General features: G+C 39.5%; 20 protein-coding genes. 13 read left to right on the top strand and 7 right to left on the bottom strand.

The window, feature by feature from the left end:
* Positions 1-23: 23 nt before the first annotated feature.
* Entirely contained in the window at positions 24-1157 is a 1134-nt protein-coding gene (locus tag I5349_RS06520) for a hypothetical protein (RefSeq protein ID WP_226389939.1), read from the bottom strand.
* 349 nt (positions 1158-1506) lie between these two features.
* Here I5349_RS06520 and I5349_RS06515 point away from each other — a divergent pair, with 349 nt between their 5' ends.
* From I5349_RS06515 to I5349_RS06495, 5 genes are all read left to right on the top strand, one after another.
* Entirely contained in the window at positions 1507-2718 is a 1212-nt protein-coding gene (locus tag I5349_RS06515) for a Na/Pi symporter (protein ID WP_226389938.1), read from the top strand.
* Positions 2719-2810: 92 nt separating this feature from the next.
* Positions 2811-3464 carry a hypothetical protein gene (locus tag I5349_RS06510; protein WP_226389937.1) on the top strand — a complete coding sequence of 218 codons (654 nt, stop codon included), beginning with the start codon at positions 2811-2813 and terminating at the stop codon, positions 3462-3464.
* Positions 3465-3590: 126 nt separating this feature from the next.
* Positions 3591-3929, top strand: a complete 339-nt coding sequence (locus I5349_RS06505) for a phage holin family protein (RefSeq protein WP_226389936.1) — start codon at positions 3591-3593, stop codon at positions 3927-3929.
* A 2-nt stretch (positions 3930-3931) separates the two neighbouring features.
* Positions 3932-4291, top strand: a complete 360-nt coding sequence (locus I5349_RS06500) for a hypothetical protein (RefSeq protein WP_226389935.1) — start codon at positions 3932-3934, stop codon at positions 4289-4291.
* Positions 4245-5015 carry a phosphoglycerol geranylgeranyltransferase gene (locus I5349_RS06495; protein ID WP_226389934.1) on the top strand — a complete coding sequence of 257 codons (771 nt, stop codon included), beginning with the start codon at positions 4245-4247 and terminating at the stop codon, positions 5013-5015. Before I5349_RS06500 ends, I5349_RS06495 begins: the two co-directional genes overlap by 47 nt.
* Here the strand turns inward: I5349_RS06495 and I5349_RS06490 are convergent.
* The 6 genes from I5349_RS06490 to panC all read right to left on the bottom strand — a co-directional run bounded on the left by I5349_RS06490 (position 5001) and on the right by panC (position 10277).
* On the bottom strand, positions 5001-5927 hold the full coding sequence (locus tag I5349_RS06490; RefSeq protein ID WP_226389933.1) for a helix-turn-helix domain-containing protein: 927 nt from the start codon (positions 5925-5927) through the stop codon (positions 5001-5003). The two genes, I5349_RS06495 and I5349_RS06490, sit on opposite strands and share 15 nt — an antisense overlap.
* Positions 5928-6066: 139 nt before the next feature.
* Positions 6067-7206, bottom strand: coding sequence for an acyl-CoA dehydrogenase (locus I5349_RS06485; RefSeq protein ID WP_226389932.1), 1140 nt, complete (start codon positions 7204-7206; stop codon positions 6067-6069).
* A 91-nt stretch (positions 7207-7297) separates the two neighbouring features.
* A complete protein-coding gene (locus tag I5349_RS06480) occupies positions 7298-7999 on the bottom strand; it encodes a zinc metallopeptidase (protein ID WP_226389931.1) in 702 nt (233 codons plus the stop codon).
* 36 nt (positions 8000-8035) lie between these two features.
* Positions 8036-9052: a lysylphosphatidylglycerol synthase transmembrane domain-containing protein gene (locus tag I5349_RS06475; RefSeq protein ID WP_226389930.1), complete on the bottom strand. Its 1017-nt coding sequence runs from the start codon at positions 9050-9052 to the stop codon at positions 8036-8038.
* Positions 9053-9055: 3 nt separating this feature from the next.
* Positions 9056-9403 carry an aspartate 1-decarboxylase gene (gene panD, locus I5349_RS06470; RefSeq protein ID WP_226389929.1) on the bottom strand — a complete coding sequence of 116 codons (348 nt, stop codon included), beginning with the start codon at positions 9401-9403 and terminating at the stop codon, positions 9056-9058.
* 25 nt (positions 9404-9428) lie between these two features.
* Positions 9429-10277, bottom strand: a complete 849-nt coding sequence (gene panC, locus I5349_RS06465; RefSeq protein WP_226389928.1) for a pantoate--beta-alanine ligase — start codon at positions 10275-10277, stop codon at positions 9429-9431.
* A 130-nt stretch (positions 10278-10407) separates the two neighbouring features.
* Here panC and I5349_RS06460 point away from each other — a divergent pair, with 130 nt between their 5' ends.
* From I5349_RS06460 to gltX, 8 genes are all read left to right on the top strand, one after another.
* Entirely contained in the window at positions 10408-11220 is an 813-nt protein-coding gene (locus I5349_RS06460; RefSeq protein ID WP_226389927.1) for a glycogen/starch synthase, read from the top strand.
* A complete protein-coding gene (locus I5349_RS06455; protein WP_226389926.1) occupies positions 11177-12511 on the top strand; it encodes a DUF4270 family protein in 1335 nt (444 codons plus the stop codon). The genes I5349_RS06460 and I5349_RS06455 overlap by 44 nt, the downstream gene beginning before the upstream one ends.
* Positions 12512-12561: 50 nt before the next feature.
* Positions 12562-14403: a glutamine--fructose-6-phosphate transaminase (isomerizing) gene (gene glmS / locus I5349_RS06450; protein WP_226389925.1), complete on the top strand. Its 1842-nt coding sequence runs from the start codon at positions 12562-12564 to the stop codon at positions 14401-14403.
* A gap of 133 nt (positions 14404-14536) precedes the next feature.
* On the top strand, positions 14537-15442 hold the full coding sequence (locus I5349_RS06445) for a bile acid:sodium symporter family protein (RefSeq protein WP_226389924.1): 906 nt from the start codon (positions 14537-14539) through the stop codon (positions 15440-15442).
* Positions 15439-16425, top strand: coding sequence for a lysophospholipid acyltransferase family protein (locus I5349_RS06440; protein ID WP_226389923.1), 987 nt, complete (start codon positions 15439-15441; stop codon positions 16423-16425). The genes I5349_RS06445 and I5349_RS06440 overlap by 4 nt, the downstream gene beginning before the upstream one ends.
* Positions 16426-16471: 46 nt before the next feature.
* Positions 16472-16852, top strand: coding sequence for a RidA family protein (locus tag I5349_RS06435; RefSeq protein ID WP_226389922.1), 381 nt, complete (start codon positions 16472-16474; stop codon positions 16850-16852).
* 45 nt (positions 16853-16897) lie between these two features.
* The gene (locus I5349_RS06430) at positions 16898-17374 is read left to right on the top strand and encodes a hypothetical protein (protein ID WP_226389921.1); all 477 of its coding nucleotides are present in this window, start codon (positions 16898-16900) and stop codon (positions 17372-17374) included.
* Positions 17375-17493: 119 nt separating this feature from the next.
* Positions 17494-19035: a glutamate--tRNA ligase gene (gene gltX / locus I5349_RS06425; RefSeq protein ID WP_226389920.1), complete on the top strand. Its 1542-nt coding sequence runs from the start codon at positions 17494-17496 to the stop codon at positions 19033-19035.

Here is a 19035-nt window from a genome sequence, read left to right as displayed (position 1 = left end):
CTTCTCTGAGTTATTTAGAGGGCTTATTTAAAGTATTCCCAAATCTCTGTTCTGATATTTTCATTGATCAAGATCGCTAGGATCAGTGATACGATCAAGCCTATACTAGCTTTTCCGATATCGCTACTTGCCATACCAAGTGATCTAAAAAATCTGATTTTCTTCTTATTTGCTTTAGCCTTTTTCTTACCGATAGCTATAGCAATCTCTCTACCTCCGAGTAGACCAATAAATACCCAAGTAGTACTCATAGGGATATTGCTATACATCTTGAAGTAAAACAGGATGATCGTATAAACGAAATCTACCAAAGTAGCAGCACGTACGTCAGTTACACGTGTTTTAGCATTCACGATACTTTGGATCTTGTCTCCCTTCATGTAAAATAAGAAGCCCAAACCAAAGAAAACAAAACCTGCATAAACAGTAAACTCAACAGCACTCAGTTGCCTAGGTAAAAATACTGCTATGTTGGCTGCATCTTGCATGATCCAGACAGACCAAAGCAAGCCAGAAATAATCCATTGAAATATATACCAAGCAGGATGTGGTTTCCCCTTAAGGAAATTTTCCACAAAACGCTCCATCAAAAACCAAACAAGGATCGCAATACCGAATGCGAGAACATATCCTGCTAAACTCTTACCAATGACACTAAATAGTGTTCCTGCTTTGTAAGTAAATACATTGAGGAGCAAGAAAGTAGTCGACACTGGCATACGCATGCGCGTCATCACCAAGAGTACGATCGGAGCCAAAAGTTGCAAAAACTCAAAGGACTGTGGAGCCTGATCAAGTCCTGGCACTGCCAAACGCTGATGACTCACATCTCCGTCATATACAAACCAGCTATACCCTACAGTCAATAGCCAAATGATCCCCATGAATAACCACAACCAGTACCACTTTCTATCGTAATTTGATGAGATGAAAGTCCCTATAGTCTGGATACTATCATTGGCTACAGCTGAGTATGCTGCTAAGAAAAATCCAAACCACATAGCCGCATAAGTATAATCAGCAATGACACCTGCGGTGGTGACTAGTATACAAACGATAAGGAGGAAAGTCTTTTCTTTTTTGGAAACATCAAAGAGATTATAGGCGACTTTAGATAGTACGTCCTGATTGATGTTTTGGTCTTTAAGTTTGGCCATAAAGAGTTAATTGCTATACAAAGCAAATTTTGTTTTGTGCAAAGTTAAAGAACTTTGGCAAGGTGGCATATTAATTAATTGTTAACTATGAGAAATAATTCGAATCGCTTTTACCCCTTTGAGTTTACATTCATTTTGTACAAATCTAAACGCCAAAATACTCAGCTTCCCCTTCTGAAAGGCCAAAATAATCTTTTGAATATCTGATTCAGGCAGCGATTAATTTCTTAAAGCAAATTAACAAAAGCTTCATATAGAATATTCATTTATCCTTTAGCTAACCAGTACTTTTGTAAATTGATAAAGACCAAAGCTCAACACTAGCTAAAGTGCCTTTCTACACCTCACTATGACGCAAGCTCAAGTTATTTCTGATATACCGAAACCAGTGAACTATGCTGCACTGGTAATCAAGATGATCCTTGCGCTAGCTTTGTTCTTTTTAGCGATAGATTGGTTGACTTTTGCGGTGAGTCAAGTAAATGACAATACTGCACGAGAAATTTTTTCTGCCACAGCCAATCCATTTGTGGGTCTATTTATCGGTTTACTAATGACCGCCCTGATCCAAAGTAGCTCTACAGTGACTTCTATGGTGGTGGCAGTAGTCGCTTCAGGTAATCTCAACTTTGCTAGTGCTGTTCCGATGATCATGGGTGCAAATATTGGTACGACTCTGACGAGTACACTCGTTTCACTTGGCTATGTGATCAAAAAAGATCAGTTTAGAAAAGCAATCTCTGCTGGCATTCTCCATGACTTCTTCAATATCTTCATAGTCATTATACTGCTCCCGTTGGAATATTACTTCCAGGCACTCTCTGGTTCAGCTGCTTATATTGCTACCAACTATTTTTCCATTGATCAAAACTTCTCAGGAGAGTTGAGCTATGGCAAACTGTTCACAAGGCCACTCACAGAGGCTATCATGTCTTTGATTCCTAACGTGTATCTCTCGATCACACTTTCTGTTTTGCTCTTATTCCTAGCGATTAAACTCCTATCAGGTATCATATACAAGGCATTTATTGTAGAGGGGTTCAAAAAGACAAGTAAGAAAATTTTCAAGTCACCTCTTAGCGCCTTCTCTATGGGTACGCTGATCACTGCTGCTGTTCAGTCTAGTACTGTGACTACATCACTGATTGTTCCCCTAGTAGCAGCCAAAAAAGTGAGTTTGAGCAAAGTGTTCCCTTTCATCATCGGAGCAAATGTCGGCACGACTATCACTGCTGTGATCGCTTCATTATATAAATCTGAAGCTGCTGTGAGCATTGCTATTGCTCACGTGTTGTTCAATTTATTTGGAGCACTTTTATTCCTCCCCTTCCCATTTTTGAGAAACATCCCTATCAATCTAGCTGCTAGATTTGGCAATATGACCACAAAAACCCGTTTTGTTGGTTTTGCCTATATTTTAATGACTTTCTTTGTGATCCCCTTCCTATTGATCTATTTCAATAGATCTGACCAGAGTAGACTACAAACACGCAAAAAAGCAGAAACTTTTTGGTCTATACCTAAAGAAGAAAAAGACACAAATAAGTCTGATTTATCATAGTAGTAAAATAATGATTTCACTAATAATTTGAATTATATAAAATTATCAATACTTTTGATTAAATAATTTTTTTATAAACTTATTGATAAAAAATGAAATTATTATTGTCAATTTTTATAGTTTCAATTTCTACAAATGCATTTTCGCAATCACTTAATGGAAGTTTCTTAAAAACTGACCCAACTAAAGAGTTCGCGCGTTTAATCGAATTTGAGGGAAATAAATTCTATTGGTCTGAATCAAATGGTTTAGATAGTTTGAAGGGAAAAGGACTTTACTTAATAGAAGATGATTCCATTTACTTCTTTTTTCAGCCTATCAAAGAAGAGAAGCAGTCAACATTTATTATCAAAGAAGAAAATTTATCTTCCGAATCAACTTTAATAAACTTAAAGATTCTTGACTCAGAAAATGACATGAATCCTGCAAATGCTTTTGTCACACTTTTAAATAAGTATGATGAAGTTATCACACGACTTACTTATGCTGAACAGCAAATCATGCAGATTAGTATACCTAATAATTCATCAGTCGATAAAATCAAAATTTGGGGCTTAGGATACCAGGCTATCAATATCCCTCTTAAAAACAAGAAAGGACTTTCCTTAAGTGTTGAATGCCACATGAAACTAGATAGATATCGACAAATTGAAGAAAAACGTATAAGCTACGCTATTGAGCAAATAGATAAAACATCATATAGACTCACCAACAATACTTCAGAATACATCTACAAGAAACAATAAATTAGAGGGGTAGAAATATCCCTCTATTAATTTTCTTACACCTATTTTTGTAGCAAGAAGCCTCATTTTTCTTAAGATTTAGTATTTCAAAGGGCATTATGTATCTTTAAGTAAAATATATAGCACATGCCTCCTATAGAAAATCTGATAAAAAATATCATCGCCTTAGTTGAAAACAGGGTGGAGCTATTCAAACTCGACATCAAAAAGGAGTTTAGCACACTGATCACCAAAGTTTTTATCCTACTTACGCTCTCTCTAGTCGGGCTCTTAGCCTTACTTTTCTCCAGTTTTGCCCTTTGTTTCTTGCTCAATAGGCTCTTAGAGAGCATCTATATGGGCTTTGTGATTGTCTCATTTTCCTACATTATACTAGCTTTCATTATCCTTCAAATGTGGAAAAGTGAGAAGATCAAAGTTCAAATCACTGATTTCATCTACAGCTTTATCTTTAAAGAGAAATAACCATGAGCAGCATTTTAGAAGATAAAAACAGACTTTTGGCTAGAGAAGCTGAACTCACACAGAGTATCAGTAAGGATGTAGATCAGATCAGTGCCTCGGCAAATGAATACCTGAAATACGCTGGCGCAGCCGCAGCTGGAGTAAGCATCATAGCCATAGGCTCAAGGCTACTCAGTGGCAAAAAAGAAAAGTCTACTAAAAGCACCACATCATCTAGCTCATTTGGTAGAAAAATCATGATTCAAGCTGGACTGCTTGCTTTTGGCTTGGTAAAATCCAGACTTTTGGACGGACTATTTGACAAGAAAACATCCCATGAGACCAACACTACTCAGAGAGAAAATCCTATCCTTAAAAAGTAAGGGAAAAAAGGCCTTTGCTGTACTCATTGATCCTGAGAAAGCAGAGGAACAAAACAATTTGCTTCAACTAATCCGAATAGGAGTAGAAAGCAAAATAGATTTTTTCTTGGTAGGAGGTAGCCTGCTGACAGCTAATAACCTGTCTACAGTCATTCAAACCATCAAAAAAAATTGTGAAATCCCAGTAATCCTTTTTCCTGGTAGCAATATGCAAATCGACCTCTCTGCAGATGGGATCTTACTCTTATCGCTGATCTCTGGTCGCAATGCAGACTTACTTATTGGGCAACATGTACTTTCTGCCCCTATTCTAAAAAAGAGCCAACTAGAGATCCTGTCTACTGGCTACATGATCATAAATAGTGGCCAACCAACCAGTGTGAGCTACATCAGTGGCACTCAACCAATCCCTAATGATAAGCCCATAATCGCTGCTAGTACTGCTATGGCTGGGGAGATGCTAGGTCTACAGCTCACCTACCTAGATGCCGGTAGCGGAGCCAAAGAACCCGTACATCCACGCGTCATACAAGCAGTGAGAAAAGCTGTAGATACGCCTATCATCGTAGGTGGTGGACTCAATACGTCTCAAAGAGTCTTGGATGCGCTCATAGCGGGAGCAGACATGGTAGTCATAGGCAATGGGATAGAAAAAAACCCCAACTTGATCGTTGAGGTTTCTGAGAAAATATTGGCTTATAATGATATTTTAAACATTAATTAAAGTCTCTCTTCTACGCATCTTACCCGCTGGGATACCATACATCATCTTGAATCTACGGCAGAAGTAAGCAGTATCCTTGTACCCAACCTTACGGCCGATATCTCTGATACTATCTTTTGTAGTTCTGAGTAAGTTGATCGCAGCTTCCATACGCTGATACTCGATATAGTCCTGAGGATTGATACCAGTGAGCATTTTAAAGTACTGTCCTACATAGTCTTCAGATACATTGGCTACTTTCGCAAGTACCTTATTAGATAGATCACCACCGATGTTCTGCTTGATGTGATTAAACATCGCGATCAAACGAGGATCCTTGAAGTAAGTACTGTTGGTAGTAAGCTCTTCTACGAATAGTCTGTTTTTCAAGATATGACGAACGATCTCAATGACAAGAGACTCTGCAGTCACCTGAATGATACGCTCTTTACCTACCTGCTGAGTACCTTCGCTTTCTTTAGCGAGCTCTTCGATGATGTAGGCGATCTTGTCATTAAACTTGATCACAAAAGGAGGAATACTCAATGAAGAAAAAAAGTTGACCACATCAAAAACCTTCGTCTCGAAAGTGATTGTCGTGAATTTCTCTTCTCTCACCTCTCTGAGGTCATGAAAACTGATCGACTGAAGATATTTCCTCTTGTCTACCTTAAAGTCCTCATAGCTCATTTCATTTTTCTTTCCATTTCCATAAGTAAGCTTAGTCGCTCTACCACCAGGAATGAATAGAATGTCACCCTCTCTCACAGGCTCTTCTTCCTCATCAAAGAAGATTTCGCCATTGTGTACTAAGATGACAGTGTTGTCCACATCATAGTAATCCATGATAGTGAAAGGCTTTACTTGCTTAGAGTTGCCTGCTTTGCTGAATCGTATCCCTAGCGACTCAACGATCTTATTATAGTATTCCATGTTTGTTTGTTTTAATGTAAAAAATGCAATTGGACTATTCTAACTTTAATTCTTCACAATTTATAGATTATTATTTTAAAAATAAAAATATCGAGCAAAAATCGCTCGATATTTTTTTATTGTTGTACTATGACAGGAATTATCTAAGCAATCCTCGTGAAATCACTATTTTTTGAATTTCAGAAGTTCCTTCATATATCTGAGTGATCTTGGCGTCTCTCATCATACGCTCTACATGGTATTCTTTTACATAGCCATATCCCCCATGTACTTGAACAGCCTCAGTAGTCACTTTCATTGCCACTTCAGAAGCATAAAGCTTAGCCATCGCACTTGCATGCGCATAGTCCTGTCCAGCATCTTTGAGAGCAGCTGATTTGTAAACTAAAAGTCTAGCAGCTTCAATCTCAGTAGCCATATCGGCAAGTTTGAATTGTATCGCTTGATGCTTTGCTATTTCTACACCAAAAGCTTTACGCTCTTTAGCGTATTTGATAGATGCTTCTAAAGCCCCCGCTGCGATACCTAGCGCTTGAGCTGCAATACCGATACGACCTCCATTGAGCGTTTCCATAGCAAACGTGAAACCAAATCCTTCTGCTCCAATCCTATTTTCTTTAGGGACTTTCACATCGGTAAACATCAAAGAATGCGTATCAGAACCCCTTATACCCATTTTATCTTCTTTCTTACCAATAACGAATCCTTCCCATCCTTTTTCTACGATAAAAGCACTGATACCTTTATGCCCTTTACTAGCATCTGTCTGTGCAATGACTAGGTAAACTGAAGCTGAGTTTCCATTAGTAATCCAGTTCTTAGTACCATTTAGGATATAGTGATCACCTTTATCTTCAGCAGTTGTTTTCTGAGAAGTAGCATCAGAGCCCGCCTCAGGTTCTGATAGACAAAAAGCCCCTATCACTTCTCCTGCAGCTAATTTGGTTAAATACTTTTGCTTCTGCTCTTCCGTACCATATTTCTCCAATCCCCAGCACACTAGTGAGTTGTTCACTGACATAGAGACAGAGGCTGAAGCATCTATTTTAGAAAGCTCTTCGATAGCGATGACATAAGATAATGTATCCATACCGCCACCGTTATACTTTGGGTCTACCATCATCCCCATAAAGCCTAGCTCGCCTAACTTTTTGACTTGCTCAGCAGGGAATTTCTGCTCATTATCTCTCTCTATGACACCTGGTAAAAGTTCTATCTGCGCAAATTCTCTTGCTGCTGCTTGTACTGCTAATTGTTCTTCTGAAAGTTCGAAATTCATCTGTTTGTATTTTGCGTGGAAAGATAGTTATAAAATAGAAAAAGGGACAAATTGTTGTCCCTTTTTTGTACTAAACTAAGTGCAATTTCAATTAGTCTCTATTCCCTAAGAATAGTGAGATATAATATAAAAGCGTCACCAGTGAACCGATAGCTACTACCACATAAGTCATCGCTGCCCACTTCAAGGCATCCTTAGCCATATCATGCTCACCAGCATTGACGATGTTTCTATCTTTTATCCAAGCAAGCGCTCGCTTACTTGCATCAAATTCGACTGGAAGCGTCACAAAGGTGAAAAGTGTCATGACACCATAGCACCCTATGATAATTAATAAAATCATGTTCCAGTTGGCTCCACCTGATCCACTGAACAAGAACATCCCTCCGAAAATACTCACCATGAATATGATATTGAGGATTTTGGCGCTGATATTTTGGATAGGCACCATGGCCGATCTGAACTCTAACATGCTGTAGGCAGTAGCGTGCTGTATCGCGTGACCACACTCGTGGGCAGCTACTGCAGCAGCAGCAGCAGACCTTCCATGATAGACATCTGGACTTAGATTGACAGTTTTATCCATTGGATTATAGTGGTCTGTCAACTGACCTTCTACGCTGATTACTTTCACATCGTTGATACCATTGTCTCTGAGCATGAGTTCTGCGATTTCTCTACCAGAGAGGTTTGCACTTAATGGAATCTGTGAATACTTTCTGAATTTTGATTTAAGCTTACGGCTGACCGCAAAGCTGATGATTCCAAATACAATTAAAATGAGGATAAGCATATTCTCTTTAAGGTTAATTTTTTACTTGATACGAATTTAGCTTTTTGTGGTTGATTCTACTACCCGATTTTTATTTCTTTTTCTGGCTAGATAAATCAAACTTCCAAGCCCAAGCACCATGACAGTCAGTACTTGTGAACTATGAGTAATGATAGCAAAAATCTTACCCTGCGACTCTTCAATACCATATACTGACAAAATGAACGCGATCAAGGCATGAAATGTGCCAATGCCGCCCTGGACGGGAGCGATCATGCCAATACTTCCCATCACTAAAACTACCAAAATGGCAGCTGGACTCAGGGCAGCTGTATCAGTAGCTGCCTTGCTGATAGTCCACATCATCAAAAAATAAAATAGCCAAATCAGTACCGAATACATCAGGAATGTACGCTTTTTTCTCAATTTGAAAATCCCCGAAAGGCCTTCTTTCAAACCCTTCCAAAAGTCTAAGACCTTCACTTTGAATCTATTCGTATCGGATAGCCTTTTGAAAAAAGCAATAGCTCCCCAAAGTCCAACCAACGCAATCAGTAAAGCGCCAACAATAAAATAAACAAAAGAGAGCTCAAAACCACTCAACACGAGCTCTTCGAACAAGTCTGTAAAAACACCAAATTGAAAAATCAAGGCAAGCAAGGTAATCACAATCAAACAGATAAGATCGATCACTCGTTCTGTAATCACACTCCCCAAAGCAGAAGACACAGGATAACCTGTAGTATCTCGCAGGTAAACACATCTGCTCAGCTCTCCAGCTCTTGGTAGTACTAGATTAACTACATAGCCAAACATCAAGCCCCAAAAAACCCTGAAAAACCCAATATCCGAATGCGTCTCACTAGTCTCTAATAGTAATCTCCAGCGCAGTGTGCGCATCACATAACCCAGAAGAGAAATGAAAATAGAGACAAAAACCCAAAAAACTGAAAGCTCTTTGAAGTATGTCTTCAAATCATTGAGATTGAAATCCTTGTACAAAAACCAAAAAATAGCCAGCGCGATCCCAAGTGATATGATGAACCTAATTGCCTGACCGATTGTACTTTTCAATGCTTATATGAGTTTATTGTGGCTATCTGGGAAGATCACCTTAGGTTGATATGTCTTCGCCTCCTCAGGGCTCATCAGTGCATAAGCTATGATGATGATGACATCTCCTACTTGCGCTTTTCTCGCAGCAGGACCATTGAGACAGATAGTCCCTGAGCCTTTTTCTCCTTTGATCACATAAGTCTCTAGACGCTCTCCGTTATTGATATTGACGATCTGTACCTTCTCATTTTCCAGCAGACCAGCTTCTAGCATGAGCGCTTCATCTATAGTGATGCTGCCTACATAGTGGAGTTCTGCCTGAGTGACTTTCACTCTGTGAATCTTAGACTTTAATACTTCTAAAAGCATGATTGAATTGGATTTGCGGGCAAAACTAGGGAATAAATACCAGATTGTCTATCAACCTAACGCTTCCTATGAAGCAAGCGATACAAATAGCCACTTCATTTTGGCCTTGTACATTAGTAAGTGGCTTTAATTCTTTGGTATCTACCACCTCAAAATAATCTAATTGAGCTAGTGGCTCCTGCGCTATCATAGATTTGGAATGATCAATCACTTCCTTTACCGCTACGCCTTTGCTTAATAAGCTTTGTGCATGGATCAATGATCGATAGAGTATCGTGGCCGCAGTTCTTTCTGAGGGATTGAGGCGTGCATTTCTCGAGGAGAGTGCCAAACCGTCATGAGCTCTTACCGTAGGCATTTTGATGATTTCTACAGGAAAATCTAAATCAGCTACCAGCTTAGAAATAACCGTGCACTGTTGCAAGTCCTTCAAACCAAAATATGCTTTATCAGGCTGTATTAAATTGAATAGCTTGCTTACTATAAGACCTACACCACTAAAATGTCCTGGTCTAAATGCACCCTCCATCACATGTTCTAATGAACCAAAAGAAAGCTGAAGCGTCTCCCCATCCAAGTACACCTCTGATTCTGAGGGCATGAATAGTACATCACAGCCAGCCTCCTTTAGTTGATCAGTATCTGCTTGAGCAGTTCGAGGGTATTTTTGTAGATCTTCCGAATTGTTAAACTGCTTAGGATTGACGAAAATAGAAGAGATCGTGATATCTGAAGCTTGATTAGCAGCTTGGATGAGAGAAATATGACCTTCATGTAGTGCGCCCATAGTAGGTACAAAACCGATGGTCTTTCCTTTAGATTTATACCCTTTAATCAGTTCTCTAAGGGCTTTTTTTGTATTTACCACTAGCATATAGGAGGGCTCAAGCTATATCAAAATACCGGCAAAGGTATATTTTCCCAATGATTTCCAATGAAATTATCTTATTTTTTTGTAATTTTGTATGCCCTAAATATTGAATTTCAATTAACCCCACAGTATTATGTCTAAACTTCGTATTCTCTACGTTGCAAGTGAAATCAATCCCTTCCTACAAACATCTGAAGTTGCCGAATTTGTCAGAAAAATGCCTCAAGCCATGCAAGAGAGAGGTATGGAGATCAGAATCCTAGTTCCAAGATTCGGATTGATCAATGAAAGAAAGAACAGGTTGCACGAAGTCGTTAGATTATCTGGAATCAATATCTCTGTAGGAGATGAAGAGAAGCCATTGATTATCAAGGTTGCTTCTATTCCAAACGCAAAGCTTCAAGTTTATTTCATAGATAATGAAGACTATTTCCAGAGAAAGTCCGTTTTCTTCGATAAGGAAAACAAGTTTTATGAGGATAATGACGAACGAGCGATTTTCTTCTGCAAAGGCGTGATAGAAACTGTCAAAAAACTTGGTTGGAATCCTGATATCGTTCATTGCAATGATTGGATGACGAGCTTGATCCCTATGTATCTCAAGACTACTTATAAAAACGATCCACTCTTCCAAAATACAAAAAGTGTGTTCGGGGTTTATAATAACGGATTTAATCATAAATTTGGCACTGATCTAATCGAAAAGGTAAAGATGATAGACATCGAAGACAATATGTTGAAGAGTCTAAAAACTGCCGATTTTGAGGGATTCATCAAGCTTGGTATGGAATATGCAGACGCAGTCATCAAGGCCGAAGACAACTTCTCCGATAGCTTGAATAAATTAGTTGAAGAATTACCAAAAGATAAAAAGTGTGAAATCAGTGATCAAGACGACAATTTTGTCGAAAGCTACTATAACTTTTATACAGACCTTGCCGGTTAAGCTATTAGGCTTAGCAGCAACTTTTATCCTACTAAATGCTTGTACTGACCCTGCGGAAGTAGGTTTAGAAATAGATCCTGATAGAAATAAGTTTGGGGTATTTTATACAGAAATACCCCTTTCTGCTTCTCAAGTTTTCCTAGACTCTACTAATACAACTAACACAGGAACACTCATAGCTGGTAGCTACTCAGATAGTGACTTTGGCAGTATAGACGCTAGTGGCTTCACTAACTTCGGCTATGCCTTAGCGAAACCTACTTTAGATCAAGAAACTATTTATGATTCTTTAGTTCTTGAACTTAGAGTAAATTCACTATTCGGAAACAGGACTAGCGCTAAGGACATTCAGGTATTTAGATTAGTAGAAGATATAAGCCCTTTAGATTCCGTTATTTATTTTTCAAGAGATCAATTGGCATCGGAGAATATCTCTTTGGGGGAAAATACTTTCAATTTTGAGACTAGAGTAGACACATTAATCACTATTAAACTTGAGGATGATTTTGGCAATGATTTATTTAATAAAATTAAAAACAATGATCCATCAGTCGAATCAGATAGTACATTAAAGCAGTATTTTAAAGGAATAAAAATTTCACTAAATAATAACCCAGAATCAATTATCACCTTTCTTAACTCTGAAACTAGATTGATTCTTTTCTATAAAGATCCAACAAACTCAAATGACAGTGCAACAGTAATATTTAACACAGCCAGAGGCAAGCACTTCTCTCAAGTGCTAAACGATAAATCAGGAAGTACATTTGCTAATGTAACTGAATCAAGACAAACATACCCTCCACAAAACGGCTTAGTAGCCTCTAAGTCTGGCATAGGATTATTGGCTAAAGTGAATTTTGACAATTATTTCGCCTTTAAGGATACTGTACAAAACCTAGTAATCAATCGTGCAGAGTTTGCTGTAGGGCCTGTAAATACCTTCACTGCTAATACGACACCGTTTCCTGTAGGGGTATTGTATTATGTCAATGAGCAAAACGAATTTCTCAGAGATTCTTTAAATGGACAGTTTAGATCGGTTCAGAGAGATCGCTCTGATCCTAGAGGAATCACCGCTCCAGCGCAAATAGAGTTTGACAATGATGATAGACTATATAGTGTCTCCATCACTGACTTCTTAGACTTTGTCAATAGAGGTGGTCTAGGCGAACCTAATGAGATTCCAGAGTTGTTCATATATCCAAGCAATTATCAAACGAGAGTTTCTGGATTCATAGTAGATGAAAATCAAATCAGACTAAGAATCTACTACAGTAAAATTCGCTAACTTTAAGAATTAGCGTTAAATTCATATTTCAACCTTTATCCAATATTTTTATGTGTGGAATAGTCGCCTATGTAGGGCAGAGAGAAGCACTCCCAATCATCATCAAAGGTCTAAAAAGACTAGAATATCGTGGTTATGACAGTGCCGGAGTAGCTTTGCTAAATAGTGACGGTCTCAACGTCTATAAGAAAAAAGGAAAAGTCTCAGACTTAGAAGAGCACTTACTCGATCAGAAAAACTTAAAAAGTCATATTGGTATTGGTCACACAAGATGGGCCACTCACGGTGAACCAAATGATAGAAATGCTCACCCGCATTACTCACAAAGTGAAAACTTAGCCTTGATCCATAATGGAATCATAGAAAACTATGCTTCTATCAAGCAAGATTTGCTCAATAAAGGCTATACTTTCAATAGTGACACAGACTCTGAAGTCTTCATACAGTTTATCGAAGACATCAAAAAGAACGCTAACTGTACACTAGAAGAAGCTGTCAGACTAGCTCTGCACAAAGTAGTAGGTGCCTATGCGATCGTGATCATGTCTAAAGAAGATCCAAATCTGCTTATCGCAGCAAGAAAAGGTAGTCCACTCGTCATAGGCGTTGGAGAAAATGAGCATTTCTTAGCTTCTGATGCAACACCAATCATTGAGTATACTAATCAAGTTGTTTACCTTGACGACTTTCAGATCGCGATCATTCGTGACAATAAGCTCCAACTAAAAAACATAGAGAACGTAGAGAATACGCCTTACATCCATAAGCTTGAAATGGAGCTAGAAGCTATCGAAAAAGGTGGTTTTGAGCACTTCATGCTGAAAGAAATCTATGAGCAACCTAAGTCTATCGCTGACTGTCTCAGAGGTCGTCTAGATGCTAAGAGTGGTCGAGTAGTCCTTGGCGGCTTAAGAGACTACATGAATAAGTTTGAGCATGCAGATCGCATTGTTATTTTGGCTTGCGGCACCTCATGGCATGCTGGCCTTGTAGCGGAGTATTTATTTGAAGAGTTTGCTCGTGTCCCTGTAGAAGTTGAATATGCTTCTGAGTTTAGATATAGAAACCCAGTGATCAGAGAAGGTGATTTTGTCATTGCTATCTCACAATCAGGCGAAACTGCTGATACACTAGCGGCTATAGAATTGGCTAAATCTAAAGGAGCGATCATCTTTGGCGTATGTAATGTCGTAGGATCATCGATTCCAAGAGCAACACATGCAGGTTCTTACACACACGCTGGACCAGAGATCGGTGTAGCTTCTACCAAGGCATTTACAGCGCAGATATCTGTGCTCACGATGATGGCACTCATGCTAGGTCATAGAAGAGGCACCATCACTGAGAGCAACTATATGATGCTGCTTAATGAGCTAGAGCAAATTCCTAGCAAAGTAGAGAAAGCACTCAAATCTGCTAAGTTGATCGAAGAAATCTCAGCTAAATTTAAAGATGCTAGAAACTTCCTATACTTAGGCCGAGGATACAATTTCCCTGTGGCACTAGAAGGCGCATTGAAGTTGAAAGAAATATCGTATATCCACGCTGAGGGCTATCCTGCGGCAGAGATGAAGCATGGACCTATCGCCCTGATAGACGAAGAGATGCCAGTAGTATTTATCGCGACTAAGGATAGTTCATACGAGAAAGTAGTATCCAATATCCAAGAAGTAAAAGCGAGAAAAGGAAAGGTAATCGCAGTAGTGACAGAAGGTGATCATGATGTGAAAAACATGGTAGATCACGTAATCGAGATTCCAGATACACATGAAGCTTTTGTACCGCTATTATCTGTCGTACCGCTTCAACTACTTTCTTACTATATCGCTGTCATGAGAGGCTGTAATGTAGATCAACCAAGAAACTTGGCCAAATCAGTAACGGTGGAATAACCCATACTACATACAATTCTTAGACTCCTTTTGGTGTTGGGCTTCCTCATGATTGTTTGAAGAAGGGGTACACCAAAAGGAGTCTTTCTTTTTATCCATAGATTTTTAGTATTATTGTCGCTATTCCACCTCTATGAATCAGGCATTAGATAGCGCTAACTTACAGTTTAACCAAGGATCACTCCTGCTGCTCAATCTCTCACTGGCAATCATCATGTTTGGTGTAGCACTTGATTTGAAGATCAGTGACTTTAAGTATATAGCCAAATCTCCCAGATCATTCTTTATAGGTGTAATTTCCCAGTTTGTACTACTCCCTTTAGTCACATATCTACTCGTCATTATCTTTACTCCTCAACCCAGCATCGCGCTGGGCATGATGCTCGTAGCGGCTTGTCCAGGAGGCAATGTCTCCAACTTTATCAGCCATATGGCTAAAGGAAATACTGCACTTTCTGTTAGTCTTACTGCCTTTTCTACCGTATTTGCCATTTTTTTAACTCCTTTAAACTTCAGCTTATGGGCGTCCTTGTACACACCTACGGCTGATATGCTCCAAACTATCAGCTTAGATTATGAGGAAGTCTTTTTCACTGTACTGATCATCTTGGGAATTCCATTACTTGTTGGTATGCTAGTACGTCATTACCTGCCGGCTTGGTCTACGAAAGCTAGTAAAATTCTCAAGCCTCTTTCTATTCTGATCTTTGCTGGGTTTGTAGCAGTTGCCTTTGCCAATAATTATGGCTTATTCTTAAAATTCATCTGGACAATTTTTGCTTGGGTCTTGATACAAAACCTTGCGGCACTATCTACAGGCTACACCATAGCCAAACTAGGCCGTCTAAATCTAGCAGATACTAAGACGATCACTATCGAGACGGGCATCCAAAATTCTGGCTTGGCCTTGGTGATCATTTTCACTTATTTTGATGGATTGGGAGGTATGGCTATCATCGCAGCTTGGTGGGGTATATGGCACATCATCGCAGGTATGGGTTTAGCCACTTTTTGGAGTGAAGAAAGAAACAAAAGATGAAAGATATTTTCAATACCATTTTGAGATTACTTGTGAAGGTAGCGCTTCATATTTTCTATCATAAAATCCACGTGTATGGGAAAGAAAATATCCCTAAAGGGAGGCCGATCATCTTCATAGCCAATCATCAAAACGCACTTTTAGATCCATTGATGATCGCTACACATATCGATCAGAAGCCACATTTTCTCACACGTGCGAGTGCCTTTAAAAATCCCATGGTAGCTAGGATGCTGGACTTTATCAGAATGATTCCTATCTATCGATTTAGAGATGGACTTGCCGCTATGAAAAATAATCAAGAAACCTTCAATAAGGGCTTTGAAGTCTTAGGTAACGGTGGCTCTATAGTGATGTTTCCTGAGGGCAATCATAGTTTGGAAAGGAGAGTAAGACCCTTAACAAAGGGCTTTGCAAAGCTAGCCTTTGGTGCTAGAGAAGCATATCCAGCGGCAGTGCCTGTCATCGTCCCAGTAGGGCTCAACTACAGTGCACATCAGTACAGTAGAAGCAAAGTATCTATATTTTTTGGTGAAGCGCTCGATTTAGAAAATTATGATGATCAAGCCATAAATATGCTGGTAGCAGACGCTCAGCGTGCATTAGAAAAACTTACCGTACACATCACTACCAGTCTAAGCCCTCAAGAGAAAGAAAGTCTGAAGGAGCATACCGATTTTCAACAGCCATTTATACTTGATCAGACAGACTTGGACCTAGATAAAGTACCTCGGGCTAAAACCCGCGAAAGTTATCCTAGAGCTTTCTATAGAGTACTAATCGCTCCACTTTATTTGATTTGGTGCTATTTCAAACCTAAAGTGCAAGACCCAGTTTTCTATGGCACTTTCAAGTTTAGCATAGGCCTAATCACTTTTCCACTAGTCTATATCATTGCTTTGTGGCTTTTGCCTATTGAGCTTTATTATTTATTACTGATTCATTTTTTAGTACTTCTCAGTTATGTATCGAGACCTGTGTAGCTTTCATTCCTTGATAATCCTTAATTTTGAAATAAATCATACGAATATGTCTAAAAGAATCATTCAAACAAAAGAAGCCCCTGCTCCAATAGGCCCTTATAATCAAGCAATAGAAGCAGGCAATACCCTCTACGTATCAGGCCAAATCGCACTAGATGCACACACTGGAGAGCTCATCAATGAAAACATCACAGAAGAGACCCATGCTGTGATGAAAAACCTAGATGCCATACTCAATGCCGCAGGCTATCAGTTTGCTGATATCGTGAAGTGTACCATTTTCATCAAAGACATGGAGCAATTTGCCACGATTAATGAAGCTTATGGGCAGTACTTCAAAGTGAACCCTCCTGCTCGTGAGACTGTCGAGGTGAGTTGCTTACCTAAAAATGTCAATGTGGAGATCTCATGCATAGCCGTTAAATAATCAAGGGTAGGTAAACACTTACCCTTCATTTTGATTTATGCTATCATGCTGCTCTACCCAAAATCCAGTGAAATACTCGTATCCTCCCTTACAAGAGAAGATGTCTGTACCAGACTGGAAACAGTTACCTTAGATGTAGACTTTTTAGATAGCAGTACTTATCGTGAGGAGTCTCATTATTTCTTCAATGGCAAAATCGGAGAGCATTCATTTAGTATTTCGCCCTTTATCAAAAGAGCGGATAGCTTTTTGCCCCAAATCAAAGGAAGAATAGAAACTGCCAAAAGCGGCACCATCATATTCATCACCTATCAGCTTTTCTTTAGTTCTATCTGTTTTCTGTTCTTTTGGTCAGCAGTTTGCCTCTTGATGGCGCTCTATCTGATCATCCTCAAAGAGCAAATACTCTTTGCCGCTTTATTTATCAGCTTTGGCACATTCAATTACCTTTTTGCAGTCAACACATTCTCTAGAAAAATGCGCGCAAGTCAGCGACTACTTCACCAACTCCTCACTAAATAAGCTGTAGCTAATATTATTCAGGCACATAGCGACTTATTTTAATTTTCGTACCTTTGCCCCTAAATTTTCAAATAATAGGGATTAGCAAACATTTTCCCTTACACAGCATTCATATCAATATGGAAAGAGAAGTTCGCGTAAGATTTGCTCCTAGCCCAACAGGAGCTCTACATATCGGAGGGGTGAGAACGGCCCTATACAATTACCTTTTTGCAAAGAAAAATGGAGGGAAATTCCTCATCAGAATAGAAGATACTGACCAGACGAGATTTGTCCCTGGAGCTGAAGAATATATCAAAGAATCCCTAGCCTGGGCAGGGATAGAAACAGATGAAGATCCGTGGAAAGGCGGTCCTCATGGCCCATACAGACAGTCTGAGCGTAAGGCTATGTATATGCAGTACGCCCTAGACTTAGTAGAGAAAGGCCACGCTTACTATGCTTTTGACACCTCAGAAGAACTAGATGCGATGCGTGAGCGCCTAACTGCTGCCCGTGTGGTATCCCCACAGTACAATTCGATCACCAGAACTACCATGAAAAACTCGCTAACCCTTCCTGAAGATGAGGTAAAAGCGAGACTAGCTTCTGGAGAACCTTATGTGATCCGTATCAAAATCCCAAGAAAAGAGGAAGTCAGACTCAATGACATGATCCGTGGATGGGTCATGGTACATTCATCTACACTAGATGATAAGGTACTCATGAAGTCTGACGGGATGCCTACTTATCACTTGGCCAATATCGTAGATGACCACCTCATGGGAATCACGCATGTCATCAGGGGTGAAGAATGGCTGCCTTCAGCACCGCTACACGTCCTACTTTACAAATACTTCGGCTGGGAAGATACCATGCCTCAATTTGCACACTTACCCCTCTTGCTCAAGCCTGATGGTAATGGCAAACTCAGTAAGCGTGATGCCGAAAAGCACGGATTCCCTGTATTTCCACTGGAGTGGACCGATCCAAATACTGGTGGTCAAGTAGCAGGATTCAGAGAGTCAGGCTATCTTCCAGACGCATTTGTCAACTTCCTAGCACTACTTGGCTGGAATCCAGGCAATCAAGAGGAGATTTTCTCTAAAGAACAACTCATCGAAGCCTTCACAGTCGAGCGTATCGGTAAGTCTGGGACTAAGTTTGACATCAACAAAGCCAACTGGTTCAATGAAATATACCTCAGAGCCAAGCCAAATGTGGAACTAGCTGAATACCTACTAGCTTCACTGAAGCAAGAGGGAATAGCTTGTACGCCTGAGAAAGCCGCTAAAGTATGTGGGGTGATGAAAGAGCGTGCTACCTTCCCTACAGACTTTTGGAAAGAGGGTAAATTTTTCTTCCTATCTCCAACGAGCTTTGATGAGAAGATCGCTGAGAAAAAATGGAATAACGATACTGTCAATGCCTTGACCGCTTATAAAGAAGAGTTACTGGCAAACACTGAAACAATCACCCCAGAGCTAGCTAAGGCGCTTTTGACTACTGCTTTAGAGAAAAAAGGAATCGGTATGGGCAAAGTCATGCAAGGCGTGAGACTCGCCATCACTGGAGTCGGTGCTGGTCCTGATCTGATGGAAGTGATCGAAATTATTGGCAAAGAGGAAGTCATTAAGCGTATTGATTTTGCAATTGACAATTTGAAAGCTTATATTCATTGA

It is taken from the genome of Penaeicola halotolerans (genome assembly GCF_016464625.1).
Taxonomy (GTDB): Bacteria; Bacteroidota; Bacteroidia; order Cytophagales; family Cyclobacteriaceae; genus Penaeicola; species Penaeicola halotolerans.
The sequence above is the reverse complement of the archived record's forward strand: the minus strand, read 5'-3'. Positions and strand labels throughout refer to the sequence as shown.